The organism is Rufibacter sp. JT3400010 (assembly GCF_054956755.1).
Genome location: NZ_JBUDXA010000018.1, coordinates 70,134 through 95,066 on the forward strand (window position 1 = coordinate 70,134; position 24,933 = coordinate 95,066).

Consider the following 24,933-nt stretch of genomic DNA (forward strand, 5'->3'; position numbering starts at 1 on the left):
CAACCCCTCTAATCCTTATCCCAATCTTGTTTTGCGGCTACTTTCTGGAAAACTGGGCGCAAACCCGGGTTGGAATCAGGAATATGGGGGTTGGGATAAAATAAGTGGCGAACACGGGCGTGCTGATTAGCTTTGGCAAATGAAGAAAAGCAGAACCGTTCTGTACCATGCAGGGGCATGGACGCTGTACCTGGGGTACACGTTGCTGGCAGATTACCTTGACGAACAGAGGCCGCTCACCTGGTCCCATTTGCTGCTCCTTACTTATTCCGTCTGTATGGCCGTAACCTTTTACTACTGCTATTCACTAGTATACCCCAGGTTCCTGAAACGCGAGAAGATGGTTCAGTTGTTGCTTTGCCTTGCTTTTGCCCCTTTCCTGTTCACCTTCACCCGCTACTTTCTAGAAGAGATGCTGTGCCCGCTGCTGTTCGGGTTCAGGAATTATAATGTGAATGCCACCTTCTCTTACTATTTAAGCGATAACCTGTTCAGGGCTTTTCCCATGATGGTGATTAGCTCCGTAGTCTGGAATCTGCAAGACACCATTAAAAAGGAAAAGGAAAGCAAGCTGCTGCGCGCCGAGAAAAACCAGGCCGAGCTGGCTTTCCTGAAATCGCAGGTAAATCCGCACTTTCTGTACAACACCCTTAATTACCTGTACGCACAGGCGTATCCGGTTTCTGAGAAACTAGCCCAGGCTATTCTCACGCTTTCTGAGATGATGCGCTACATGCTCCATGACAACCCAGATGGCAAGGTGGAATTACACAAAGAAGTAGACTATCTGCACCGCTTCATTGACATTTTCCGGCTTCGGTTTGAAGACCAGTTTTTTGTGGAGTTCACGGTTTCAAGTCATGTAGAAGATCAGCGGGTGCCCTCCCTGGTTTTGATTCCGTTTGTGGAAAATGCCTTTAAACACGGGGTGGTGAATGACGCGGCGAACCCGGTGCGCATCCATTTGCAGGTAACGGGACAGCAGTTGTTTTTTGAGGTGCAGAACCAGATCAATAACCACCAGAAAGACCAGACCACCGGCATCGGGCTGGTGAATGTAAAGCGGCGGCTGGACCTGCTCTACCCAAATCAACATTCGTTGATCATCCAGAACAAGGGCACCACGCACCTGGCACAATTAGAGCTGAAAAAGCTATGATTTCGTTTTGGGCTCATTTTCTGAAAAACAGGCCCGAAACGGCGATAGCATAGAAACTAAAAGGAACGGCAACTGAACGCATAAGATGGACATGAGAAAATTGGTACTGGTCTGGGTCATGATACTATGCAGTTTGTCTTCCTGCACCATTCTGCGAATGGGCAGACATTTAGCACCAGACATCACGGACAGTGAGATTTTTCCTGGCAGGCCTTTGCAGCCAGCGGCCGTGTCCCATCTCTTTCCCGTAGCTGCCCAGCCCGTTAACATCAATGCTGCGGCACTCAGAGGCGGAAACAGGTCAAACTTTGAGGCGTATCTGAAAAGCTTGAATACCGTGGCGTTTCTCATTCTCAGGAATGACTCTATTATGTATGAGAATTATTTTTACGGGTACGGGAAAGAAAGCCAGATCCCTGCGTTTTCGGTGACGAAGGCTTTTACGTCTGCGCTCATTGGGTTTGCCCTGGAAGATGGTTTGATCAAGTCCATAGAGGAGCCTGTTACCAACTATCTGCCTGAAATGAAGAAGAATGGCTTTGACCAAGTCACCATCAAGCACCTGTTGCAAATGACTTCGGGCATAAAGTTCAGAGAAACCTATGGCAATCCGTTTCATGAAGATGCCCAGTTTTACTACGGGAGAAACCTGCGGCGCAAAAGCCTGAAACTAAAGTTAGCCAGCGTGCCAGGGGAGAAGTTTGAATATGCCAGCGGCAATACCCAACTGCTGGCGCTGGTGCTGGAAAGATGTTTGAAAGGCAAAACCGTGACCGCGTATCTGCAAGAGAAAATCTGGACGCCGTTGGGTATGGAAAGTGAGGCCAGTTGGAGCACAGACCAGAAAAAGGAGGGCGTAGAGAAAGCCTTCTGCTGTCTGAACGCCACCGCGCGCGACTTCGCCAAGTTTGGCAGTTTATACTTGCACCAAGGCCAGTGGAACGGGAAACAGGTACTGCCCGCCAGTTGGGTGCAAACCTCTACCACCGCAGACACCACCCAGGGCGGCACCCGGTTCTACAAAAACCAATGGTGGCTGTCTTCCTCCTCCTCAGAATACCTCGCCGAAGGTATCCTGAACCAGTACATCTACGTCAATCCCAAGGAACGTCTGGTGATGGTGAAGTTGAGCAAAGGCTACGGCGTCTGGAACAAATGGACTTTCTTTGGGGATATAGCCAAACAATTGTAACTAGAGTAACTATTAAGCCAAGGCATTTTTAGCCTGTTTTGGCGAAAACAAGCCGAAAATCGAAGGTACAATAGCGGTTGTTCAACCGTTATCATCTGGAAGAAGATTCAGACGTAAGTGTTGTTTTGTGCCCATTTACGGAAAAGGCTGCAAGAAAGCCTGACATCTTCCCAGCTAACTCTTAAGTACAGAAATGATCAAGTGTATTTGCGTGGATGACGAGGCATACGCGTCTAACCTCTTAAAAGCCTATATTGAGAAAATTCCGTTCCTGGAGTTTGTGGGCAGCACTACCAGCCCCATTGAAGCCTTAAGTTGGGTAGCCGCCAATCGCGCAGATCTGGTTTTTCTGGACATCCAGATGCCGGAGCTGACCGGGCTCCAGTTCCTAAAACTGGCGGGCAACAAGTGCAAAGTCATTCTCACCACTGCTTACCCAGAATATGCCTTAGACGGCTACGAGCATGATGTGGTGGATTACCTACTCAAGCCCATTGCGTTTGATCGTTTTCTGAAAGCCGTGCAGAAAGCGCAGGTCCTTCTGCAACCCGTATCTTCTTTAGCTGCTCCAACTCCGGTGCTTCCATCAGTTCCGGTTTCGCCTGCGGCTCCTCCAGAATACATGTTTGTAAAAGGCGAGAGCAAAAACAAGTTCCTGCGCATCAATTACACCGATATTCTGTTCATTGAGGGCCTCAAGAATTACGTGTCTCTGTACTTGCCGCAGCATCGCGTGGTCACATACCAAACTTTGCGAGATATGGAAGAGCAATTGCCGCACCCGCCTTTCTACCGTGTGCACAAATCCTACATCATCTCCATTGACAAAGTGAACATGGTAGACGGCAACACGCTGTACATCCAGGACAAATCCATCCCCATCGGAGAGACCTACCGCGAAGGCTTTTTCAAACTGATCAGGGAGAAAGATCAACCGTAAACGAAAACAGTTTTTATCTGGTAGGGGAGAGTTGGTGTTCTGATGCATCGGCTCTCCCTTTCTTCTGGAAGCGGTGAACCCCGTTTTAAACCTGATTTTCAGGAAAAGCCCTTGAAACACTCTTTGGAAACCTTCTTTGAGAATTGGTCAGAATGGAGTAGGGCCGATTCATCCACCAAAGAACATGGTTCAAGTTTTCAACTTGGACCTACCATGGGCTGAAGTTTGCAAATCAGTGAGGCGACAGCCTCAAACAACGCTCCACTGATTTGCTCACATGGTACAAAATGCAACAGCCTTACTGCTTGGAGTAAAAGGAACAATAAAAGCGTTCCTCAAATAAATCTTAGCTGTACCGTTATTCCCCTGTAATAAAAGAGTAAATTCAACTACTAACAGTTGTAAGGCGGTCTTGCCTGTAGAAAGAAGCAAAAAAGCTATTCCCTATACATTAGATAAACTCGTCTTACTTACTCCCCAGTTTCAGCATAGGCACTTCAGTTAGAGTCAATCCCAAACAGTACAGAAACCCTTTCATTATTTTTTACAAACGTAACAGCAGTATGTTTTCAAAGAAGCATCTTTTGGTGGCGGCGGCAGCGGCCCTGCTCTCTTCCACGGCGGCACAGGCCCAGAAAGTAGAGTTCACCGAGTATGACCTACCCAATGGTTTACACGTGATCCTGCACCAGGACAAATCTGCCCCCGTGGTGGCGGTGTCTGTGATGTACCACGTAGGCTCTAAAAACGAACAAGTAGGCCGCTCCGGCTTCGCGCACTTCTTTGAGCACTTGTTGTTTGAAGGTTCGCAGAACATCAAGCGCGGCGAGTTCATGAAACTGGTGTCCAGCAACGGGGGCCAGAACAACGCCAATACCTCACATGACCGCACTTTTTACTACGAGGTGTTCCCCTCAAACCAACTCAAGCTGGGCTTGTGGCTAGAGAGCGAAAGAATGCTGCACCCGGTCATCAATGAGGTGGGCGTTAAAACGCAGAACGAGGTGGTGAAGGAAGAAAAGCGCATGCGCCTTGATAACCAGCCATACGGCCAGTTTACCAATGAAATGTTCAAGCGGTTGTTTACCAAGCACCCGTACACCTGGCAGCCCATCGGGTCAATGGCTGACTTAGATGCCGCTAAGTTGGAGGAGTTTCAGGCGTTCTTCAAGAAGTACTACGTGCCTAACAACGCGGTGCTTTCCATTGCCGGTGACATTGACATTGCTCAGACCAAAGAATTGGTGAGCGCTTATTTCAGTGCCGTGCCCAAAGGAGCCCCGGTGAACTACACAAAAGTGGTGGAAGCCCCCATCACCAAAATGATTGTAGACACCGCCTATGACGCCAACATCCAGATTCCGGCCATCTTTGCGGGCTACCGGGTGCCAGGCATGAGCGAGAAGGATTCCAAAACCATGGAAATGATCTCGTCCATCTTGTCGGGTGGAGCTAGTTCTAAGCTTTACAAGAAAATGGTGGATGAGAAGAAGAATGCCTTGCAGGTAGCAGCCTTCAACTTCGCGCTGGAAGATTACGGCGCTTACATCACGCTGGCTTTGCCGAATAATAACACTCCATTGCCAGACTTGTTGAAAGACATTGACGCCGAGGTGGCCAACCTGCAGAACACGCTCATCTCTGAGGAGGATTACAAGAAGATTCAGAACCAGTTTGAAAACAACTACGTGACCGCCAACTCCACCATGTTGGGCGTGGCCGAAAACCTGGCCAGCGGGTACACTTTCTACAACAAGAACACCAACAACATAAATCAGGAACTGGACAAAATCAGAAGCATCTCGCGTCAGGACATTCAGGCGGCTGCCAAGAAATACCTGCAGCCTAACGCTCGGGTAGTATTGTATTATTTACCGGCTACGGCTAAAGCGGCTAATTAATTCAGATAAAAAGACTGCTGGGCTGGAGGGGAAGAAATGAACCTCGGCGTAGCCAAAAAGTAGAAACAACCATGAAAAAATATATTTTGATTGCCGCCAGTGTCCTGCTGCTGTTCAACGCCCAGGCACAGGTAACCATTGACAGATCCAAGAAACCGGCGGCGGGCCCGGCCCCAACAATTACGCTGCAAGATCCGGCCACGTTCAAGCTGAAGAACGGCATTACCGTGCTGGTGGTGGAAGACCATAAACTGCCCCGCGTTTCGGCCTCTTACTTTATAGACGCGGGTCCTATCACCGAAGGCAAAAAGGCCGGGGTGGTAAGTTTGATGGGCCAGATGCTCAACGAGGGTACCAAAGACATGACCAAAGCCCAGTTTGACGAAGCCGTGGACAAAATGGGAGCCGAGGTAGGATTATCCGCCTCCGGCGGAAGTGCCGCTGCCCTGACCCGCTACTTCCCGCAGGCTTTTGCGTTGATGGGCAAAGGCTTGAAGAATCCTGCTTTCACCCAAGAGTCATTTGAGAAGCTGAAGTCTCAGATGTTAACCGGTTTGAAAAGCAACGAGAAGAGCGTAAAAGCAGTTTCTGGCCGAGTAGTGAATGCGTTAGCTTACGGCAAAAACCACCCTAGTGGGGAGTTCATGACTGAGGAATCTATCAAGAACCTGACCCTGGCAGATGTAAAGGAAGCCTACGCCAAATACATCACGCCTTCCCGCGGGTACCTCACCATTATTGGCGACATTAAACCAAATGACGCTAAGAAACTAGCCGAACAGGTGTTCAACGACCTGAAAGGCCCTCAACTGACCTTGCCAACGTTAACGGCCGTGCCGAATCCGGCTAAAACTGAGATCAACCTGGTAGACATGTCCAACGCGGTACAGTCAGAAATTACGGTGACCAACCTGGTGGATTTGAAAATGAACCATCCAGATTATTTCCCGGTATTGCTGGCGAACCAAATTCTGGGCGGTGGTTCTGAAAGCCGCCTGTTCAACAATCTGCGCGAGAAACACGGGTTCACGTATGGCGCATACTCCAGCATAGGCGCAGGCAGATTCCAGACGGCGTTTTCGGCCACGGCTTCGGTAAGAACCGCTAAAACCGACAGCGCGGTGGTAGAATTCCTGAACGAGATCAACGCCCTGCGTACCCAGAAAGTATCTGATGAAGAACTAGCCAGCGCCAAAGCCCTGTACAACGGTTCGTTTGCGTTAGGTTTGGAAAACAAAGGCCGCACCGCCGCCTTCGCCCGTAACATTCTTATTAATGATTTGCCCAAAGACTTCTACCGCACCTATTTGCAGAAAGTGAATGCGGTGACCAAAGAAGACATTCAGCGGGTAGCCCAGAAGTACTTCAACAGCGGCAACACCCGCGTAGTCATTGTGGGCAACGCTTCGCAGATGACCGACGGACTTAAAAAGCTGAACTTCCCGGTAAAGCAATATGACGTGTTCGCCAACCCCATTACGGCCGGCGCTTCTTCCTCTGCCGCCACTAACGTGAAAGCCACAGAGGTATTCAACAACTACCTGAAAGCATTGGGCGGAGTAGAAGAAGTGAAGAAAGTGAAATCCATTGTTTCGGCCATGAACCTTCAGATGCAGGGTGCCTCTCTGGACGTGGAAACCAAAGCCATGGCCCCCAACCTGGAAGCCATGACCATGTCTATGGGCGGAAACCCCGTGATGAAAACCAGATTCAACGGAAAGGTTGGTTACCAGGAGCAAATGGGCCAGAAGAAAACCATGACTCCCGAGGAAATCAAGGAGAAGAACGTGGTTACGAACTTGTTTGAACAGTTAGATTACCTGAACAACCCTGCGTTCAAAGCCGAGGTGAAAGGCGTAGAAAAAGTAAACGGTTCAGATGCGTACAAGGTGGCTATCACGTACCCTACCGGTAAAACCAAAACCGAGTATTATGACATGTCCAGCAAACTTCTGGTGAAAACCGAAGACGCCACCACCGCCAACAACATGACCATCAACACCACCACTGAGTTCAGTGATTACAAAAAGGTAGGTAGCATTCTGTACCCCCACACGCAAACCCTTACGGTATCTGCCGGAGGCCAGCAGCAAGTGATGGAGATGAAAGCCAAAACCGTAAAAGTGAACGAAGGCGTAACTACCGCTGATTTCAACTAAGCGAACGTTTCTTTTATCTTCAAAAGAAAGGGAGCAGGCCATTGGTCTGCTCCCTTTCTTTTTTGCGGTGATGTGCAAAAGAATTTAGCTGCTGCTAGTTGGCTAGTCCTTCCGAAGGCTCCGTTTAAACGTCGTCTTGTTTTCTAGCTGTATTTTGAAATTCGGGTTAAATACAGATGCCTTGGAATGATGTCACTCGCTCGCCTCTGGCGAGTGTGAGCGACCTGCGGCGTCCCGCCGCTACTTTCGTTATTTAACGCTTCCATGATTCGGCCAGAGGCCGCACGTAGCACATACTCGCCAGAGGCGAGCGAGGATTCGATGTTTTGTTTCTAAGCCGTATTCAAAAGTTCAGGCCAAAAACAGCCTGCAGCTTATTGCCCCACAATGAACTTGTGCACCATTTTCCCCTGAGAGGTTCTTAGGTGGAGCAAGTAAAAGCCGGTGGGCAAACCAGCTACCGTGTACACCCAACCCTCTTTTGATCTTGTTGGCGCAGGCAGCACCACCGGCTTACCAAGTGCGTTCAGTACCTCGGTTCCCCGCAGTTGCAGAAAATCAGGTACCTTCAGGGTCAACGTAGAAGAGGCCGGGTTTGGATAGGTAGAAACCTGCTGTTGCCATTCCTCAGAAACTCCGGTTACCACCGGAGGGTTTTCCAGCGCGTAGAGAAGCATATCTCTGACCACCGTACCAATAAGACGGTTGTTGCGCCATTCTTCTACCATTATGGCCACATTGTAGGTGCCTTGCATGCGGGGGGAGTTCCATGTTAACAAGCCAGTGTTTCTGTTCAGGGTCAAACCAGCCGGACTAGTGGGATCTAGACTGCCCAGGAAATTCTCCAAGCCGCTTATACCGGGAGTTGTCACCCCTATAGGATTTCCGCAGGAGGTAGCTCCATTAGAGGTTTTCGGAAGCACCAACTTAAACGAAAGGCTATCTCCGTCAGCATCTGTAGCCGCAGAATTGTGCACAAAGGCCCGGTTCCGTATTGGAGCCTCCGTTGGGGTGAACTGAAAAACAGGTGAACTGTTGGCCCCCAAGAGCGGATCAACGGTGAGGGTACTTTGCAAAAAGAAGTCAGGTTTATGAGAGGAAGCGATATTTACAATGCCACTTTGGCTCCCTACAGAATAAGTAGCCGTATAGGTGCCCGATCCGGCATAGATATGCTCAAACCTGTAAATATTCACAAACGTGCCGTTTTGCCCATCAGAGACCAGGGTTCTGGAGGCTCTTGCCACCCGCTGGCTTGTGCAGTCTCCAAAGTAAAGCGTTGCTTCTAGGTCTTCAAAGGGAGGCGGGGCCACGCTGTACGTAACCAGCGTGAAGAAATACCTCAGAGGGTTACGGGCTGCGGTGGTGTCGCTTTTGTAGTAAATGGTCCCGCCTTTTATGTGCGAAGCCTGCGCAGAAAAAGAAGCCAGAATGAAGAAAAGGAATACGATTGGCAGAGATAAGATTCTTGCCTTTGTAAGTAGTAGGGGTAATTTCATATAAAACAGCGTAGAATTTCAGGAATACGTAAGGCGCAAGTAAGTTATTAATTAATACGGATTTACAAACAAAAAGACCTGCGATAATCTAGGTATTAGAAATAATGTATGTTGTAGCAGGCCTACCAAAGCCACAAGGCGAAAATTAAAAACAAGTGAAATATTCTATCTTGCTTTCTGGTTCTAGCGTGTTTTCCAGAAACAAGGCCTGAAAGGCAATTCACCTGTCTATGCTCATCTTCTTCGTTCTGCTGTACTTGGTTCTGAATGTGGTTTTAGGACTTTGGGCCGCCCGCCGGGTGCACAACACGGCAGACTTTATGCTAGCCGGTCGCGCTCTGCCTTTGCCCATGGCTACAGCCGTGGTATTTGCCACTTGGTTCGGGTCAGAGACCATTTTAGGAGCATCCGCCGAAGTAGCCGAAGAAGGGCTGATTGGTATGGTGGAAGACCCATTGGGCGCGGCCTTGTGCCTGGTGCTGGTGGGGCTGTTCTTCGCCAAGAAGCTGTACCGCATGAACCTACTTACCTTCGGCGATTTTTACCGCGTCAAGTTCGGCCGTACCACCGAGATCATTGCCTCGTTTTGCCTCGTGATTTCCTACTTCGGTTGGGTGGCCGCGCAAATGGTGGCCTTGGGTATTTCGTTTAATCTGCTGCTGGGCACCACACTGGTACAGGGTATTTTAATCGGGAGTTTTCTGGTGGTGCTATACACATACTTTGGTGGCATGTGGAGCGTGAGCGTCACCGATTACCTGCAAACCATCATGATTATTCTGGGCCTGGTAATTGTCACCTGGTGGGTGATGCGCGATAAACCTTTCTCAGAAGTAACAGCCACGCTTCCGGCAAACTTTCACAGAATCACGCCCAAAACGGGCACCTCCTTTACAGGTTGGCTTAACTATCTGGCCCTTTGGATGACCATAGGGTTAGGTTCTATTCCGCAGCAGGATGTGTTTCAGCGGGTAATGTCGTCTAAATCCGAGAAGGTGGCGGTGAGCGCTTCTTTGTTGGCCGCTTTGTTGTACGTGACGGTAGCGCTGTTGCCCTTAGTACTGGCGCTTTATGCCAAAGTATTGCACCCGCAACTGGCCGGAGCAGATGCCCAGATGTTGGTTCCCGGGTTAATCCTGGGCACAAGCCCCATGGTCATCAAAGTGCTGTTCTTTGGAGCCTTGATCTCAGCCATCATCAGTACCGCCAGCGGTGCCATTCTGGCCCCCGCGTCTATTCTGAGCGAGAACCTACTGCGCCCGTTCTTCAAAGATATCACCGATAAAAAGCTGCTGGCCCTGTCAAGGGGAAGCGTATTGATTGTATCCATTATCTCCCTAGGCTTTGCCTTGTCCAGAAATAACATCCATGAACTGGTGAGTGAGTCGTCGGCACTTAGTTTAGTGAGTCTGCTGGTGCCGCTGGTGGCCGGCATTTACCTCAGGAAGACCTCAGCGGCAGCCGCTATCTTGTCGATGGTGCTGGGAATGGGCGCTTGGCTTTTTTGCCGTGTTTCTGGTACTGAGATAGAGCCTATGTGGTATGGGTTGGCAGGAAGTGTGCTGGGATATTTGGTAGGAATGCTAACCTCACCCCAAAGCCTTGCCACTAGCGAATCAGAAGTCCACTAATACAATTTAGTGCCTTTTCTCAGGAGGTAGATTGAAAACAGAAGTGCTGTGACAGAATACTGTTCCGCTGAGGTTCTCCAAAACATAACGTTTTTCATTTCTTGGCACTTTACTAGGAAAGCTTCTTTATTCCCTTCGCTGGCGCGAGCGTTCCGCGCGTGTCCGCACGCAATCTTGGTAAGTTGATAATTTCATAACCCAGCACAACCCTCTCTGTCATCCTGAAAGGATCTTGTGAGCGAACTGTAAGGACACTTCTTTATCGTTTTTTTAGTTCGCTACCAAGATCCTTTCAGGATGACATGAAAAGAGCACAGCAATAATTTCAAAAATGCGTACGGACACGCGCGGAACGCTCGCGCCAGCGAATGTGTAAAAGAAAAAGCCCTCACAGATGTTTGAAATCTGTGAGGGCTACTGCGTTTTGAACCCGTTTTAAGCAAAACGTGCCAAAAACGATTTACGCCAGCAACTGTGCAATCGCTTTGTCTACTTTCTCAAACTGGAAGCCGCTCAGCACATCCTCCATCAAGCCTTTGATCTGCTCAGTACAAAGGTTTCCTATGCTGCCTTCATGCGTGTGATTCAACGTTTCTGGACGGGTAAACTCACCTTTCTCAATGGCTAGGCCCACGTTCTTGTAAGCATCTCTGAACGGCACGCCGCTGAGTACCTGGTTGTTCACCACTTCCACACTGAAGAGGTACTGGTATTTATCATCTTTCAGAATGTCTTCATTCAGCTTCAGATGCGGCAGCATGAAGGTCATCATCTCCAGGCAGTTCCTGATTTCGCCAAAGGCCGGGAAGAAGCTTTCTTTAAGCAACTGTAGTTCGCGGTGATAACCGGAAGGTAAGTTGCCTAGTAGCATCTGAATCTCGGTGGGCAGGGCTTGCAGGCGGTTGCACTTGCCGCGCATAATTTCAAACACATCGGGGTTTTTCTTATGCGGCATGATGCTGGAGCCGGTGGTCAGCTGATCGGGCAGCGTCACGAAGGCGAAGTTCTGGCTCATGTACAGGCACACGTCCATGGCCATTCGGCCGAGGGTGCTAGCAAGGGAGGCCAGGCCCATGCTCACGCTGCGTTCCGTCTTTCCACGGCCCATCTGCGCGTACACTACATTGTAATTCAGCGCCTCGAAGCCCAGCAAATCGGTCGTCATCTGGCGGTTGAGCGGGAAGGAGCTGCCGTAACCAGCCGCCGAGCCCAGCGGGTTCTTATTGCTGATTTTGTAAGCCGCTTGCAAGATTTGCAGGTCATCTACCAGGCTTTCGGCGTACGCGCCAAACCACAGTCCGAAGGAAGATGGCATAGCCACCTGTAAGTGCGTGTAACCTGGTAGCAGAATGTGCTTGTTCTGTTCGCTGAGTTCCTGCAAGGTATTGAATAACGTGTGCACCGCTTCCACTGTCTCACGGATTTCATGCCGGATGAACAGCTTCAGGTCCACCAACACCTGGTCGTTGCGGGAACGGCCGCTGTGAATCTTTTTGCCTGCCTCACCTAACCTACGGGTCAGGAGCAGCTCCACTTGTGAATGCACGTCTTCCACACCCGGCTCTATCTCAAATTCGCCGCGCCCTATGCTTTGGTAAATCTCCTTGAGTTCGCGCTGCACGGCAGCCAAGTCTTCCGGCTCCATCAGCCCTATGCTCTCCAGCATGCGCGTGTGTGCCAGCGAACCCAGCACATCAAAAGGAGCTAATTGTAAGTCCATTTCGGCGTCTTTGCCCACGGTGAACTTTTCTACATTCTGTGCGACGGAGGTTTCTTTCTGCCAGAGTTTCATGCTAAGCGGTAATAACAGGAGTCAATAATTGTATGTAAAGGGCAATGCCCTCTTCTAATTCTGAAAGGTAAATGTATTCATCGGCGGTATGCGACCGCGCTGAGTCACCGGGACCAACTTTCACTGATGGAATGTTGAGCAGTGCTTGGTCGGAGGTAGTAGGGGAGCCGTACAGGTTCCGGCCCAACTTGATACCCGACTGCACAATGGGATGATTCTGGTCAATGGACGATGGACGTAAACGGGTAGAGCGTGGAGTAACTTCGCTTTTCACGTGCTCCCGAATGATGCTCAACACTTCTTCAGGCTGGTAGGCATCAGTCATGCGAACATCTACCGTAAAGGTACATTGGTCAGGCACTACATTATGCTGTGAACCTGCTTGAATGATGGTAACGCTCATCTTGATGGGCCCCAAGAAGCTGGACTCCTTCGGGAAACGGAACGTGCGGAACCACTCAATATCGGGCAAAGCCTCATAGATAGCATTCAAGCCTTCCTCACGGGCAGCATGGCCGCCTTTGCCGTGGGCCACGCAATCCAGGACCATTAAACCTTTTTCGGCCACGGCTAAATGCATCTGGGTAGGTTCCCCTACAATAGCAAATTCCACCGCGCCCAGTTCCGGGTACAACAGTTCAATGCCGTTTCTTCCCGAGATTTCTTCCTCAGCCGTAGCCGCCAGCACGAGGTTATAGGTTAAATCCTGACGCTCATAGAAGTGGAGGAAGGTTGCAATGAGTGATACCAAACAGCCGCCCGCATCATTACTGCCCAAGCCTATGAGTTTTCCGTCTTGCACCGTAGGCGTAAACGGGTCAAAGGTCCAGCTAGGATGAGGCTTCACGGTGTCATGGTGCGAGTTCAACAGTACTGTAGGAAAAGCAGGGTTGTAGTGCTTGTTAAACGCCCAAACGTTGTTCTGCTTACGGTGAATCTCAACGCCTCTGGCTTGCAAGAACTGCGAAATTGCCTCCGCTGTTCCTTCTTCCTCGCGGCTGAACGATTGAATCGAGATCAATTGCTGGAGCAAGCTTAAAGCGTCTTGGTATAAGGTGTTATTCATTTATAATGTATGGCGCGGAAGTTACTTCCGTGACTTTTATTGGCAAGGCACGGAAGTAACTTCCGCGTCATAGTAGGTTGATCATACACAATAGGTACACTACCCGATATTCCCCATTTGAAGGGGGCGAAGGGGGATGTTTACATCTGCTGATGGTGCATTTCTAGCTACTTTTCCGAAAAAAAGGGCAGTAACAGCAATGCGTGGAGACAAGGCGGTGCCTGGTCTCTACTTATCATCTGTATACAACTTCTCCGCCTTATTGGCTGAGGTTTTGATGCCTTTAATCATGGCCGAGCTGAAGCCGTTGTGCTCCATCTCGTTCAGACCGGCAATAGTGCAACCTTTGGGTGAGGTTACCTTATCAATCTCATTCTCAGGGTGACTCCCGAAGTGCAGTAACAACGAAGCCGCACCTTTCGCCGTTTGGGCTGCCATGCGCAACGCATCACCGGCGTGGAAGCCAATCTCTGTGCCGCCTTGGGCCGCCGCGCGAATAGAACGAAGAAAAAAAGCAATACCGCAGGCCACCAACGCTGTTGCTGAAGACATGAGTTCTTCTTCAATCTCCACGGTTTCGCCTACGGCCGAGAAGATTTCCTTTACCAGTTCCATATTTTGGACTGAGGCATTTTTGCTCGCAATACAAGTCATGGATTCTCTAATGGCAATGGCAGTATTGGGCATGGCACGCACCACTTCCACCACTTTCCCTAAGCGGCTGATGATATCGGTCACGGCTACACCGGTTACGATGGAGATAAACAAGTGGCGGCTTGGGTCAACGCTCTCGGAGATGTTGTCCAACACGCTGTCTAGTTGCTGCGGAAGGATGCTCAGCACAATGATGTCGGCCTCCGACGCAGCCAAGGCGTTGTTGCTGGAAACTTTGTAGCCCAGCTCCACCAGCGCAGCCAGTGCCTTCGTATTGCGGCGGGTGAGAGTAATGTCCTCAGCGCGGTATTTACCGGAGGCCACCATGCCCTTGGCCAGCGCGATGCCCATGTTACCGCCGCCTAGAATGGCTATTTTCTTGTACTGTTTACTCATGGTTTTATAGGGTTAAGCCTTAGTAGTGGCTGTAAATCAGTATTGAACTTCTGCAAGAAAACAGATTCACTAATAAGTGCTGCTGTTTTGAGGCAGTTTTCAAGAAAACAAGTCTAAAATGAGTTGTTATATGCTACAGCGTAATCCTGGTTCCTGCCTTTCCGCCAGCGGCAATGTCCTGAATCTCTGCCGCATCTCCGATAATTACTGCTTTTACTCCTTGCTCCAGTGCCGCAAACGCGTTGTCCAGCTTAGGAAGCATACCCGCGAAGATGACGCCTTTCTCTCTCAGGTCTGCGTAATAGTCTGGTTGCAGGTGGTGAATGACGCTGTTTTCATCTTCTACATCCAGCAGCACACCTTTCTTCTCGAAGCAATAGATCAGGTTTACCTCAAACTGGTGGCTCAAGGCAATGGCTAGGGTAGAGGCAATCGTATCTGCGTTGGTGTTGAGCATGTTGCCCTGTCCATCATGCGTGAGTGCCGCGAAAACGGGAGTAAGGCCCTGTTCTGCTAAGGAGGCCAGGAAAGTTACGTTCACTTGCTCAGGGCTTTCCACATCACCTACAAAGCCATAGTCAATGTCTTTCACTACCCGCTTGTGCGCTGGAATTACATTAGCATCGGCACCAGTAAGACCCAAAGAGTTACAGCCTCTTGCTTGCAGTTGCGCTACTAGGTTTTTGTTCAGCAACCCTCCGTACACCATGGTGACCACCCGCAGCGTATCTGCATCTGTAATGCGGCGTCCGTTCACCATATTGGGTTCAATGCCTAGCTGCTTACTCAGTTCAGAAGCGATTTTACCGCCTCCGTGTACCAGAACTTTGGGGCCCTGGATGGCAGCAAAGTCGGTTAAAAACTGATCTAGCTGGGCTGGGTTGTCCATTACGTTTCCCCCAATTTTAATGACGTTGATTTTAGTAGACACTGTGGTTTGATACTAGATGTTAGATTCTAGACTTTTTTCCTAATCAATAAAAGTCATTCTCTTTGTCATCCTGAAAGGATCTTGTGGGCGAACTAGACAGGCTCTTTCTAAGCGCTACTACCGTTCGCCCACAAGATCCTTTCAGGATGACAAAGAGGGGGGGACTATTATTGGATGCTTTCTAGCAACCGTTTCAATACGGCCTGAGCGGCAAACTCGCGGTTAGCAGCTTCATTTACTACTAAGGAGTTCGGTCCGTCCAGTATTTCATCGCTGAGTTCCACGTTGCGGCGAACGGGTAGGCAGTGCATCACTTTGGCGTTGTTGGTATTAACCAGGTGCTGGTTCGTGAGCATCCAGCTGGCATCTTGCGTGAGAACTTGTCCGTAAGGCTGGTAGGTAGACCAGTTCTTCACGTAGATGAAGTCTGCACCTTCTAAAGCCTCTTGTTGGTTGTGTATGATGGTAGCGCCGTTGGTGAACTGCGGGTCCAGTTCGTAGCCCTCAGGGTGCGTAATCACGAAGTCTACATTTGCCGCGCACATCCACTCGGCAAAAGAGTTCGGTACAGCCTGTGGTAACGCTTTTACGTGCGGAGCCCAGGTTAAGGCCACCTTTGGACGACGGCCTTGCGGAGCGTGTTCGGTGATGGTGATTAAGTCTGCCAGGCTCTGTAGAGGGTGACGGGTGGCAGATTCTAAACTTACGAACGGCACGTTGGCGTACTGGATGAACTTCTTCAGAATCTCCTCGGAGTAATCTTCTTCTACGTTCTGCAGCTTCGGGAAGGAGCGCATGCCCAGCACATCACAGTACTGACCCATTACGGCAGCAGCGTCTTTGATGTGTTCCACGGTGGTGCCGTTCATAATGGCGCCGTCCTGGGTTTCTAGCGCCCAGCCTTCCTGGCCCATGTTCATGACCATCACGTTCATGCCTAGACTCTGCGCCGCTTTCTGTGTGCTGAGACGCGTCCGTAAGCTAGGATTCAGGAAAATAAGCCCCAAAGTTTTATGTTTGCCCAGGCTCTCATGAGCGTACGGATGTTGTTTCAATACCAGTGCTTCCCGCACCAGTGCCTCTAAATCTACTACGTCGTGAACGGAGGTGAATTGCTTCATCATATATGAGGTATCATGTATCGGGTATCAAGTATCACGACACATGGTTAATAAAAATCTAAAATCTTGATACGTGCTACTAGCTACGTGATACTAAATCAGCAAATGCGTTTAGGAATCTATCCAGCTCAGCTTGCGTCACATTCAGGGCGGGCAGAATACGGATGGTGTTTTTGTTGGACGCGGAGCCGGTGAAGATGCGGTACTCGTCTAGCAGGGCTTTGCGGAGGGGAGCGCAAGGAGTTTCCAGCTCAATACCCACCATCAGGCCTTGGCCTCGAACTTCACGCACGCTTGGCAACGCTCTAGCTTTTTCTATGAGATAATCGCCCATTTTAGCAGCGTTATCTATTAAATTTTCCTGCTCCATCACTTCAAGAACCGCCAAAGAAGCGGCACAAGCCAGGTAATTTCCCCCGAAGGTGGTACCCAGCATGCCGTGCTTGGCTGGTATTTCAGGTGAAATTAAAACACCCGCTACCGGGAAGCCATTGCCCATGCCTTTGGCGATGGTAATCAAATCTGGCTTGATGCCCGCGTGCTGATGCGCGAAGAACTTACCAGAACGCCCGTAACCCGATTGAATTTCATCAAGTATCAGCAGCGCACCGTGTTTCTTGGCTAGTTTTTCCAAATCCTGCAGAAACTGCGTGGTAGGAATGTTTACTCCGCCCACACCCTGTATGCCTTCAATGATGATGGCAGCCACCTGGTTGGTAGCCAGGGTTTCTTCTACAGCAGCAGTATCATTGAAGGGCAGAAACAAGATGTTTTCGGTCTCATTCACCGGTGCCACAATACTGCGGTCATCGGTGGCGGCCACTACCGCCGAAGTTCTTCCGTGGAACGACTTGCTGAAGGAAATCACTTTCTTGCGGCCGGTATGAAACGAGGCCAGTTTCAGGGCATTCTCATTTGCCTCAGCGCCTGAGTTAATCAGGAACAACTGGTAATCCTCGTAGCCACTCAGGTTGCCCAGTTTATCGGCTAGTTCCTGTTGCTGCGGAATCTTCACTGAGTTAGAGTAGAAGCCCATGTTGTTCAACTGGTCAGTTAACCGTTTCACATAATGTGGGTGACTATGCCCGATGGAAATTACAGCATGGCCGCCGTATAAATCCAGGTATTCAGTACCGTTCTCGTCCCAAAGCTTGGAGCCAAGGGCGCGTACCGGTGTTATATCAAAGAGAGGATAAACGTCAAAGAGGTTCATAGTGTGGTAGCACGTATCACGAACTGCGTAACACGATTTCTGTTTTTGGTCTAATTTTCTGAAAACAACCTAAAAGCGGCTATTCCAAATTCTGTATTCAATCGCTGACGCGAGCGTCCCGCTCGTGTCAGCACGTATGCCGGAAAACGCTACTGTTATTGTCATTTTGGAAAGATCTTGTTATCGAGCGGTAGAAACGCCTGAAGAAGCCTATTCTAATTCGCCCACATGATCCTTACAGGATAACAATACGTGCGGATACGAGCAGGGCGCTCGCGCCAGCGTATTGTTCTAAAACCCAATAGCTTTCAACTGCAAGCCAGCCCTTTCCTCCAGCCCGAACAGCAGGTTCATGTTCTGCACGGCTTGGCCCGAGGCCCCTTTAAGCAGGTTATCAATCATGCTGGTGATGACTAACTGGTCATCGTGCTTTTCTATATATAAGAGGCACTTGTTCGTATTGACCACCTGTTTCAAATCTGGGTTCTGAGACGTGATGAGGGTATACGGGTGCCCCTGGTAGAACTGCCTGTATAACTGCTGTGCTTCCTCCAGGCTCAGGTCTGAGCGCAGATACGTAGTGCACATAATGCCCCGGCTGAAGTTCCCGCGATACGGTACAAAGCGGATGGCAGTGTCTAAGTTGCTTTGCAACAATTGCAAGCTCTCCGTAATTTCATGCAAATGCTGATGCCCGAATACCTTGTAGCTGGAGATATTGTTATTACGCCAGCTAAAATGTGAGGTCTCCGCTAGTTTCTGCCCCGCACCGGTAGAGCCGGTGATGCCGCTAACGTGCACTTCCTGAGGCAAAGAACCATTCTGAGCCAGTGGAAGCAAAGCCAACTGAATAGCCGTAGCAAAGCAACCTGGGTTCGCCACGTTGTCCGCCGTTTTGATTTGTTCACGGTTTAGCTCTGGCAAGCCGTACACAAAGGAACGATTACCCAAAGAAGACTTCGCCGTTAAGCGGAAATCTTGGCTCAGGTCAATGATCTTTACCTCATCCGGAATAGGATTGGCGTCTAAGAACTTCTTAGCATCGCCGTGACCTACGCAAAGGAACAGAACGTCTACATCAGTGACTAATTCATTGGTGAAGACTAAGTCTGTATCACCTAGTAGGTCGGTGTGTGTATCTGTTACTGGTTTGCCAGCCTGGCTGTTGCTGTGCACAAAAGCTATCTGTACATGCGGGTGGTGCACCAGCAGCCGAAGCAGCTCACCACCGGTGTAGCCTGCTCCACCTACTATGCCCACTTTTATAAGATTACTCTGCGCCATCTTCGCCGTTGATTAAGCGGTACATCATGGTCTGGTTCCCGAAAATCTTGGAGAAACCTTTCACATCTTCGCCGGTCCAGGCGTTGTTCATCTCGCCGTACGAACCGAATTTAGAGGACATCAAATCATGCTCAGACTCAATTCCTTCTACCTGGAAGCGGTACGGTGCCAGCAGAACGTGTACTTTACCAGTTACGGTTTTCTGTGTATCGGTGAGGAACGTCTCGATGTTGCGCATGGTGGGGTCCAGAAACTGGCCTTCGTGCATCCAGTTACCGTACCAGGTAGCCAAGCTGTCTTTCCAGTACAACTGCCACTTGGTTAACGTATGTTTTTCCAGCGCATGGTGTGCTTTGATAATCACCATCGGCGCCGCCGCTTCAAAACCAACTCGGCCTTTAATCCCAATGATAGTATCACCCACGTGAATGTCTCTACCAATGGCGAAGCCACCCGCAATCTCCTGTAGCTTTTGGATCACGTGTACTGGGTTGTCAAATAGTTCGTCGTTCAATCCAACAGGCTCACCATTCTTAAAGTGCAGCGTAATGCGCTCTGGCGTTTCTTTAGAAAGTTGCGTAGGGTAAGCAGATTCTGGAAGCGCCTGATGCGAAGTCAAGGTTTCCTTGCCGCCCACTGAGGTTCCCCAGATACCTTTGTTGATAGAGTACTGCGCCTTCTGAAAGTCCATCTCCACGCCCCGCTCTTTCAAGTAAGCAATCTCCTCCTCGCGAGACAATTTCAGGTCGCGAATAGGAGTAATCACCTGCACGTTAGGCACCAGAATATTGAATACCATGTCAAAACGTACCTGGTCGTTACCAGCGCCGGTACTACCGTGCGCAACGGCTTCGGCACCAATCTCCTGCGCGTATTTGGCAATAGCTACCGCCTGTGAGATGCGCTCGGCACTCACAGAAAGCGGATAGGTATTGTTCTTCAGTACATTACCGAAGATAAGATACTTAAGGCAAGACTGATAGTAGTTATCGGTTTCGTCTAAGGTTACGTGATGGGCCACGCCCAAATTTTCAGCCCTTAGGGCAATCTCCGCCAACTCCTCTTCTGAGAAGCCGCCGGTATTCACAATGGCTGAATAGATTTCATAACCTTGTTCCAGCAGGTACTTCACACAAAAAGATGTGTCTAAGCCGCCACTGAACGCGAGAACTACTTTTTTCATGGATGTAATGAGTGATTGAGAGAATAAATGATTGAGAGAGTATTTTAGTGAGTGATTGAATGGTTGAATGAATGAGAGAATTGATTCTTTTTGTTCTCTCATTCATTCAACCATTCAATCACTCATTATCCGCCTTAGGCGGAACATAAAGCATAGCCGTGCACAGGCAGTTGCTGCGGTTCTTGGCCGTTAAAATGTCAAAGTTCACGCAGCTGCGGCAGCCTTTCCAGAACTCCTCGTCATCTGTTAGTTCTGAATAGGTTACCGGCCGATAGCCCAGGTCTGAGTTGATCTTCATGACCGCCAGTGCCGTGGTTAACCCGAAGATTTTCGCCTTAGGGTACTTGGTGCGCGACAGTTCAAACACCTTCTGCTTGATGCGTTTAGCCAAACCGCTCTTGCGCAAGTGCGGCGATACAATCAATCCTGAGTTGGCCACGTACTCGCCGTGACCCCAGGTTTCAATGTAGCAGAAGCCAGACCAGTTGCCCTCAGCGTCAAACGCGATGACAGCTTTGCCCTCCCGCATTTTCTGCGCCACATACTCTGGGGAGCGCTTCGCGATACCGGTGCCGCGTGCTTTCGCCGAGGACTCCATTTCATCGCAAATCTGCTGCGCAAAAGGGGTGTGCTCTTCTGTAGCAACCACTACAGTGAAAGCGTTAGTTGAAGTTTCCATGGAAACAGGTGCAATAGGCTGCAATTCTACAGCCAAAGCGTATGTACGCATCGCTATATGTATTGAAAAATAAACAAAAAGATAGGGGTGCTGCTACCAACCTAAAAGTTGGTATACAGGAGTGCATCCGGGTTAGTTGTAACTCACAACCTGAGCCGGTGGCCTAGCGCCTGGATCGGGTAAGGTAAATAGGTTCACAAAAAACTGTTCTGGGAAGAACAGAAAAAAGCGCACTCCTGAAAACGGAGCGTTTTACCGTTGTGGGCACAACTGATAAAAGCGACTTTTTATTCATTGACTTAACTAATAAATATAGAAATAGTAATGAGACTTCTGCTTTGGAGTCTCTATGCAAATGTTTCGTATAAAAAACGAAACAAGCAATGTTTTGGTTTATTTTTTGCCAAAAATTTATGGAAGTAGAAGCTTGTTTGATAGATAATAGATTGATTCAGTCTTTCTAGCTTGTAGGTTTAGAATTGTACTTTATTGATTAAATATATTTTACCAAATCTATTATAGCGTTTTAACGTATTGTTAACAGCAAACTCTCCTCTTTGTTCAGTTAACACAAATGTTAGTTAGATAATAGGTGCTTTGGAAAGGACAACATTGTTTGTTGCGGCTATTAAGATTCCAGCGTATAAACGTTTCTGAATCAATATTCAGTAAGGCAGCTAAAACGCATAAAATAGTGACTTGATCTGCCTTATTGTTGTTTGTTTTGGTTCTGGAAGCCAAAAATACACTTTTTTCTACCTCCCTCTTTATGTCCATGTGCTGGTTGCTTTACTATAAAGTCTGTTTAAAAACTGATTTTTCTTTGTAGATGCCGTGGTAAAGTATTCTTGTATCTAACCAATAATTTTTTCTATATTAACGTTTCATTAACAAATCTTTAAACCTAACTACAACCAAACATGAAGAAAATCTTACTATTGGTTCTTTTTCTGTTCTCGGTGGTCTTGCAAGAAGCCGCAGCACAGAATAGGACTATCACAGGAAGGGTGACTGATGCTGCCACTGGTGAAGGAATGCCAGGGGTGACAGTCCAACTCAAAGGAAGCACCACGGCTGTCCCAACGGATGTCAATGGGAGTTATACGATTAGTGTGCCTTCTGCCGGCGGTACACTCGTGTTTACCTTTATTGGGTACACAAACTTGGAAATGCCTATTGGGACTCAATCTACAATCAATGTGAGATTGGCAACTGATGCGGAGCAATTAAAAGAAGTTGTAGTTACGGCCTTGGGTGCTGAAAGAACCAAGAACTCTCTGCCTTATGCTGCACAGCAAGTACAAGGGGAAGCCCTTACCATTGCACGTAACCCTAATGCGGTAAACTCACTGGCTGGTAAAGTGGCTGGTTTGAACATCACGCAGAACAACACCATGGGTGGCTCCACCAACGTGGTAATGCGTGGTACCAAATCAATCACGGGTAACAACCAGGCGCTATTTGTGGTAGACGGCGTTCCAATCAGTAACGCGAATACCAACAGTGCTAACCAGAGAACTGGTCGTGGTGGTTATGACTATGGTAACGCTGCTGCTGACATCAACCCAGATGACATTGAGTCTATGAGCGTACTGAAAGGTGCTGCTGCGACTGCCTTGTATGGTTCCCGCGCCGCTAACGGTGTGATCATGATCACTACCAAAAAAGGTAGAAGAGGTCTTGGAATCACCATGAACAATGGGGTAACTATGGGCTTTGTTGATAAAAGCACTGCTCCTAAATACCAGAAACAGTATGGTGCTGGTTATGGCGCAATCTATGGCCCAGATGAAGATGCTTACTTCAACGAACGGGATATGAACGGAGACGGTGTGCCAGATCTAGTGGTTCCTTTCACCGAAGATGCCTCTTACGGTGCTCCTTTTGACCCAACTTTGATGGTGTACCAGTGGAACTCGTTAGACCCGACTTCCCCTCAGTACCGTCAGGCCACTCCTTGGATAGGTGCTGAAAACGACCCCAACTACTTCTTTGAAAATGCGGTTTCTGTAAACAACAGCATCATCTTAGACGGCGGAAACGACAATGGTAGCTTTAAACTTGGTTTCACCAGAAACGAAGATAAAGGGATTCTGCCCAACAGTAACCTGACGAAGAACATGATCAATTTTGCGGCTACTTACAATGTGTCGCCTAAACTGACTACCAGTGCCTCTGTGAACTTTTCCAAAGTGAACGGCTTGGGCCGGTATGGAACTGGTTATAGCTCTTTCAACCCAATGCAGCAGTTCAGACAATGGTGGCAAACCAACGTTGACCTGAAACAACAAAAAGAGGCTTATTTCCGGAACAGACAAAACATCACCTGGAACCCTCGTAGTGCCACAGACTTAAGACCAATCTATTCTGACAACCCTTACTGGGTGCGTTATGAGAACTACGAGAACGATGAGCGTTACCGTTATTTCGGTAATGTATCTGCTACCTACAAGTTTGCCGATTGGTTTAACTTAATGGGTAGAGTTACTCTAGACTCTTATGATGAAATGCAGGAGGAAAGAAATGCTGTTGGTAGCTCTGGTGTTGCGGCATACTCCCGTTTCAACAGAACTGCAAGAGAGTTTAACTATGACCTGATCGCTAACTTCAATAAAATGGTAGCGGGTGGCGATGTAAGTTTATCTGGTTTGATTGGTGCCAACATGCGCAGAAACTATGAAAGCTCCATCTTCGCACAGACCAATGGTGGCTTAGTGGTACCAAAACTGTATTCTCTTTCTAACTCTGTAAGCCCAATCACCGCCCCAACAGAAAGTGAAGTAAGAACGGGAGTTGATGGTGTCTTTGCCAGTGCCACCGTTGGTTACAAAGAAACTGTCTTCTTAGACTTGACTGGAAGAAGAGATAAGTCTACCACTTTATTGTCTCCACACAATGTGTTCTACTATCCTTCTATTGCCACCAGTTACGTTTTCTCAGAAACATTGAAAGAGACGTTGCCTTGGTTAAGCTATGGTAAAGTTCGTTTGAACTATGCAGAAGTAGGTAATGATGCTCCGGCTCTTTCTATTTATGATGTATATGACAAACCAACTGCCTGGGGTTCTACTCCTTTGTTCTCTGTGGTTGGAACAAAAAACAACCAGAACCTGAGACCAGAAAGAACCAAGAGTGTTGAGGCTGGCTTAGAAATGGCCTTCCTGCAAGGAAAATTAGGATTTGACTTGACCGTGTACAGAACTAACACTGTTGACCAAATCTTACCAGTAAGTGTTTCCACTGCCACCGGCTACAATTCTACGTTCGTGAACTCCGGTGAGGTAGAAAACAAGGGTATTGAGGTTTCTGCCTTTATTTCTCCTGTGAAAAACGATAATTTCTCCTGGACCATGAATGTGAACTGGTCTAGAAACAGAAATGAGGTTCTTTCACTGTATGAAGGTGTTCAAAACATCTCTTTAGCTACCTACCAAGGTGGTATGTCTTCCAATGCAACCGTAGGTCGTCCGTTTGGTATGCTGCGTGGCGGTGGCTTTGAGTATAAAGACGGCCAGAGGGTAGTGGATGAAGACGGTTTGTATGTGATTGTTCCAAACACTGAGATTGGTGATCCAAATGCCAACTGGAGAGGTGGTGTGTCTAACACCCTGAACTACAAAGGCGTTTCTTTATACTTCCTGGTAGATGTTCGCCAAGGCGGAGATGTATTCTCTTTGGATAACTACTACGGTTTTGGTACTGGTCTGTATGAGGAAACCACTCAGCTGAACGACTTGGGTAATCCGTCCCGTTCACCGCTGTCAGAAGGTGGTGGAATTATCTTGCCAGGTGTTAAGGAAGACGGTACTCCTAACACTACCCGTATAGCTAACGGCGAAGGTACTTTGGGCTACTACATGCCGCAAGAGTACCACATTTATGATGCTAGCTTTGTGAAACTGAGAGAAGTCTCTTTAAGCTATTCATTACCTGCCGTTTTAATGGCAAGATTGAAACCATTTACAGGAATTGATGTTTCCCTGGTAGGTAGAAACCTTTGGATTATCCACAAAAACTTACCATATGCAGATCCAGAAGATGGTTTGAGCTCTGGTAACTTAGGACAAGGGTATATCTCTGGTTCTTATCCTACTACCCGTAACCTTGGGTTCAACATCAGATTCAAATTTTAA

General features: G+C 48.7%; 16 protein-coding genes and 1 pseudogene. 7 read left to right on the forward strand and 10 right to left on the reverse strand.

Annotated elements, in window-relative coordinates; genetic code table 11:
- Positions 1-139 precede the first annotated feature (139 nt).
- The 5 genes from ACY0JR_RS15600 to ACY0JR_RS15620 all read left to right on the forward strand — a co-directional run bounded on the left by ACY0JR_RS15600 (position 140) and on the right by ACY0JR_RS15620 (position 7,351).
- The gene (locus ACY0JR_RS15600; protein WP_462635048.1) at positions 140-1,159 is read left to right on the forward strand and encodes a sensor histidine kinase; all 1,020 of its coding nucleotides are present in this window, start codon (positions 140-142) and stop codon (positions 1,157-1,159) included.
- A gap of 91 nt (positions 1,160-1,250) precedes the next feature.
- Positions 1,251-2,351 carry a serine hydrolase domain-containing protein gene (locus tag ACY0JR_RS15605; RefSeq protein WP_462635049.1) on the forward strand — a complete coding sequence of 367 codons (1,101 nt, stop codon included), beginning with the start codon at positions 1,251-1,253 and terminating at the stop codon, positions 2,349-2,351.
- Positions 2,352-2,544: 193 nt separating this feature from the next.
- Positions 2,545-3,291 carry a LytR/AlgR family response regulator transcription factor gene (locus ACY0JR_RS15610; protein WP_462635050.1) on the forward strand — a complete coding sequence of 249 codons (747 nt, stop codon included), beginning with the start codon at positions 2,545-2,547 and terminating at the stop codon, positions 3,289-3,291.
- Between the two features lie 563 nt (positions 3,292-3,854).
- Positions 3,855-5,192, forward strand: coding sequence for a M16 family metallopeptidase (locus tag ACY0JR_RS15615; protein ID WP_462635051.1), 1,338 nt, complete (start codon positions 3,855-3,857; stop codon positions 5,190-5,192).
- A gap of 71 nt (positions 5,193-5,263) precedes the next feature.
- Positions 5,264-7,351: an insulinase family protein gene (locus tag ACY0JR_RS15620; protein WP_462635052.1), complete on the forward strand. Its 2,088-nt coding sequence runs from the start codon at positions 5,264-5,266 to the stop codon at positions 7,349-7,351.
- A 374-nt stretch (positions 7,352-7,725) separates the two neighbouring features.
- Here the strand turns inward: ACY0JR_RS15620 and ACY0JR_RS15625 are convergent, their stop codons facing one another.
- Entirely contained in the window at positions 7,726-8,850 is a 1,125-nt protein-coding gene (locus tag ACY0JR_RS15625; protein ID WP_462635053.1) for a T9SS type A sorting domain-containing protein, read from the reverse strand.
- Between the two features lie 230 nt (positions 8,851-9,080).
- Here ACY0JR_RS15625 and ACY0JR_RS15630 point away from each other — a divergent pair, with 230 nt between their 5' ends.
- A complete protein-coding gene (locus ACY0JR_RS15630; RefSeq protein WP_462635054.1) occupies positions 9,081-10,481 on the forward strand; it encodes a high affinity choline transporter 1 in 1,401 nt (466 codons plus the stop codon).
- 460 nt (positions 10,482-10,941) lie between these two features.
- Here the strand turns inward: ACY0JR_RS15630 and argH are convergent, their stop codons facing one another.
- The 9 genes and pseudogenes from argH to ACY0JR_RS15675 form a co-directional block, all read right to left on the reverse strand.
- Positions 10,942-12,273, reverse strand: coding sequence for an argininosuccinate lyase (argH, locus tag ACY0JR_RS15635; protein ID WP_462635055.1), 1,332 nt, complete (start codon positions 12,271-12,273; stop codon positions 10,942-10,944).
- Between the two features lies 1 nt (position 12,274).
- A complete protein-coding gene (locus ACY0JR_RS15640; RefSeq protein WP_462635056.1) occupies positions 12,275-13,339 on the reverse strand; it encodes a M20 family metallo-hydrolase in 1,065 nt (354 codons plus the stop codon).
- Positions 13,340-13,567: 228 nt separating this feature from the next.
- Positions 13,568-14,389: a pyrroline-5-carboxylate reductase gene (gene proC, locus ACY0JR_RS15645; protein WP_462635057.1), complete on the reverse strand. Its 822-nt coding sequence runs from the start codon at positions 14,387-14,389 to the stop codon at positions 13,568-13,570.
- A 133-nt stretch (positions 14,390-14,522) separates the two neighbouring features.
- Positions 14,523-15,320, reverse strand: coding sequence for an acetylglutamate kinase (gene argB, locus ACY0JR_RS15650; protein WP_462635058.1), 798 nt, complete (start codon positions 15,318-15,320; stop codon positions 14,523-14,525).
- Between the two features lie 167 nt (positions 15,321-15,487).
- Positions 15,488-16,441 carry a Rossmann-fold NAD(P)-binding domain-containing protein gene (locus tag ACY0JR_RS15655; protein WP_462635081.1) on the reverse strand — a complete coding sequence of 318 codons (954 nt, stop codon included), beginning with the start codon at positions 16,439-16,441 and terminating at the stop codon, positions 15,488-15,490.
- A 79-nt stretch (positions 16,442-16,520) separates the two neighbouring features.
- The gene (locus ACY0JR_RS15660) at positions 16,521-17,654 is read right to left on the reverse strand and encodes an aspartate aminotransferase family protein (RefSeq protein WP_462635059.1); all 1,134 of its coding nucleotides are present in this window, start codon (positions 17,652-17,654) and stop codon (positions 16,521-16,523) included.
- Between the two features lie 291 nt (positions 17,655-17,945).
- Positions 17,946-18,938, reverse strand: a complete 993-nt coding sequence (gene argC, locus ACY0JR_RS15665) for an N-acetyl-gamma-glutamyl-phosphate reductase (RefSeq protein WP_462635060.1) — start codon at positions 18,936-18,938, stop codon at positions 17,946-17,948.
- Positions 18,925-20,121 (reverse strand): argininosuccinate synthase, encoded by a 1,197-nt coding sequence (gene argG, locus ACY0JR_RS15670; RefSeq protein WP_462635061.1) that lies wholly within the window; start codon positions 20,119-20,121, stop codon positions 18,925-18,927. Before argG ends, argC begins: the two co-directional genes overlap by 14 nt.
- Positions 20,122-20,254: 133 nt before the next feature.
- Positions 20,255-20,800: pseudogene (locus ACY0JR_RS15675) on the reverse strand (GNAT family N-acetyltransferase); the annotation flags it as partial.
- A gap of 920 nt (positions 20,801-21,720) precedes the next feature.
- On the opposite strand from ACY0JR_RS15675, the gene ACY0JR_RS15680 reads away from it, so the two are divergent.
- A complete protein-coding gene (locus ACY0JR_RS15680) occupies positions 21,721-24,933 on the forward strand; it encodes a SusC/RagA family TonB-linked outer membrane protein (RefSeq protein ID WP_462635062.1) in 3,213 nt (1,070 codons plus the stop codon).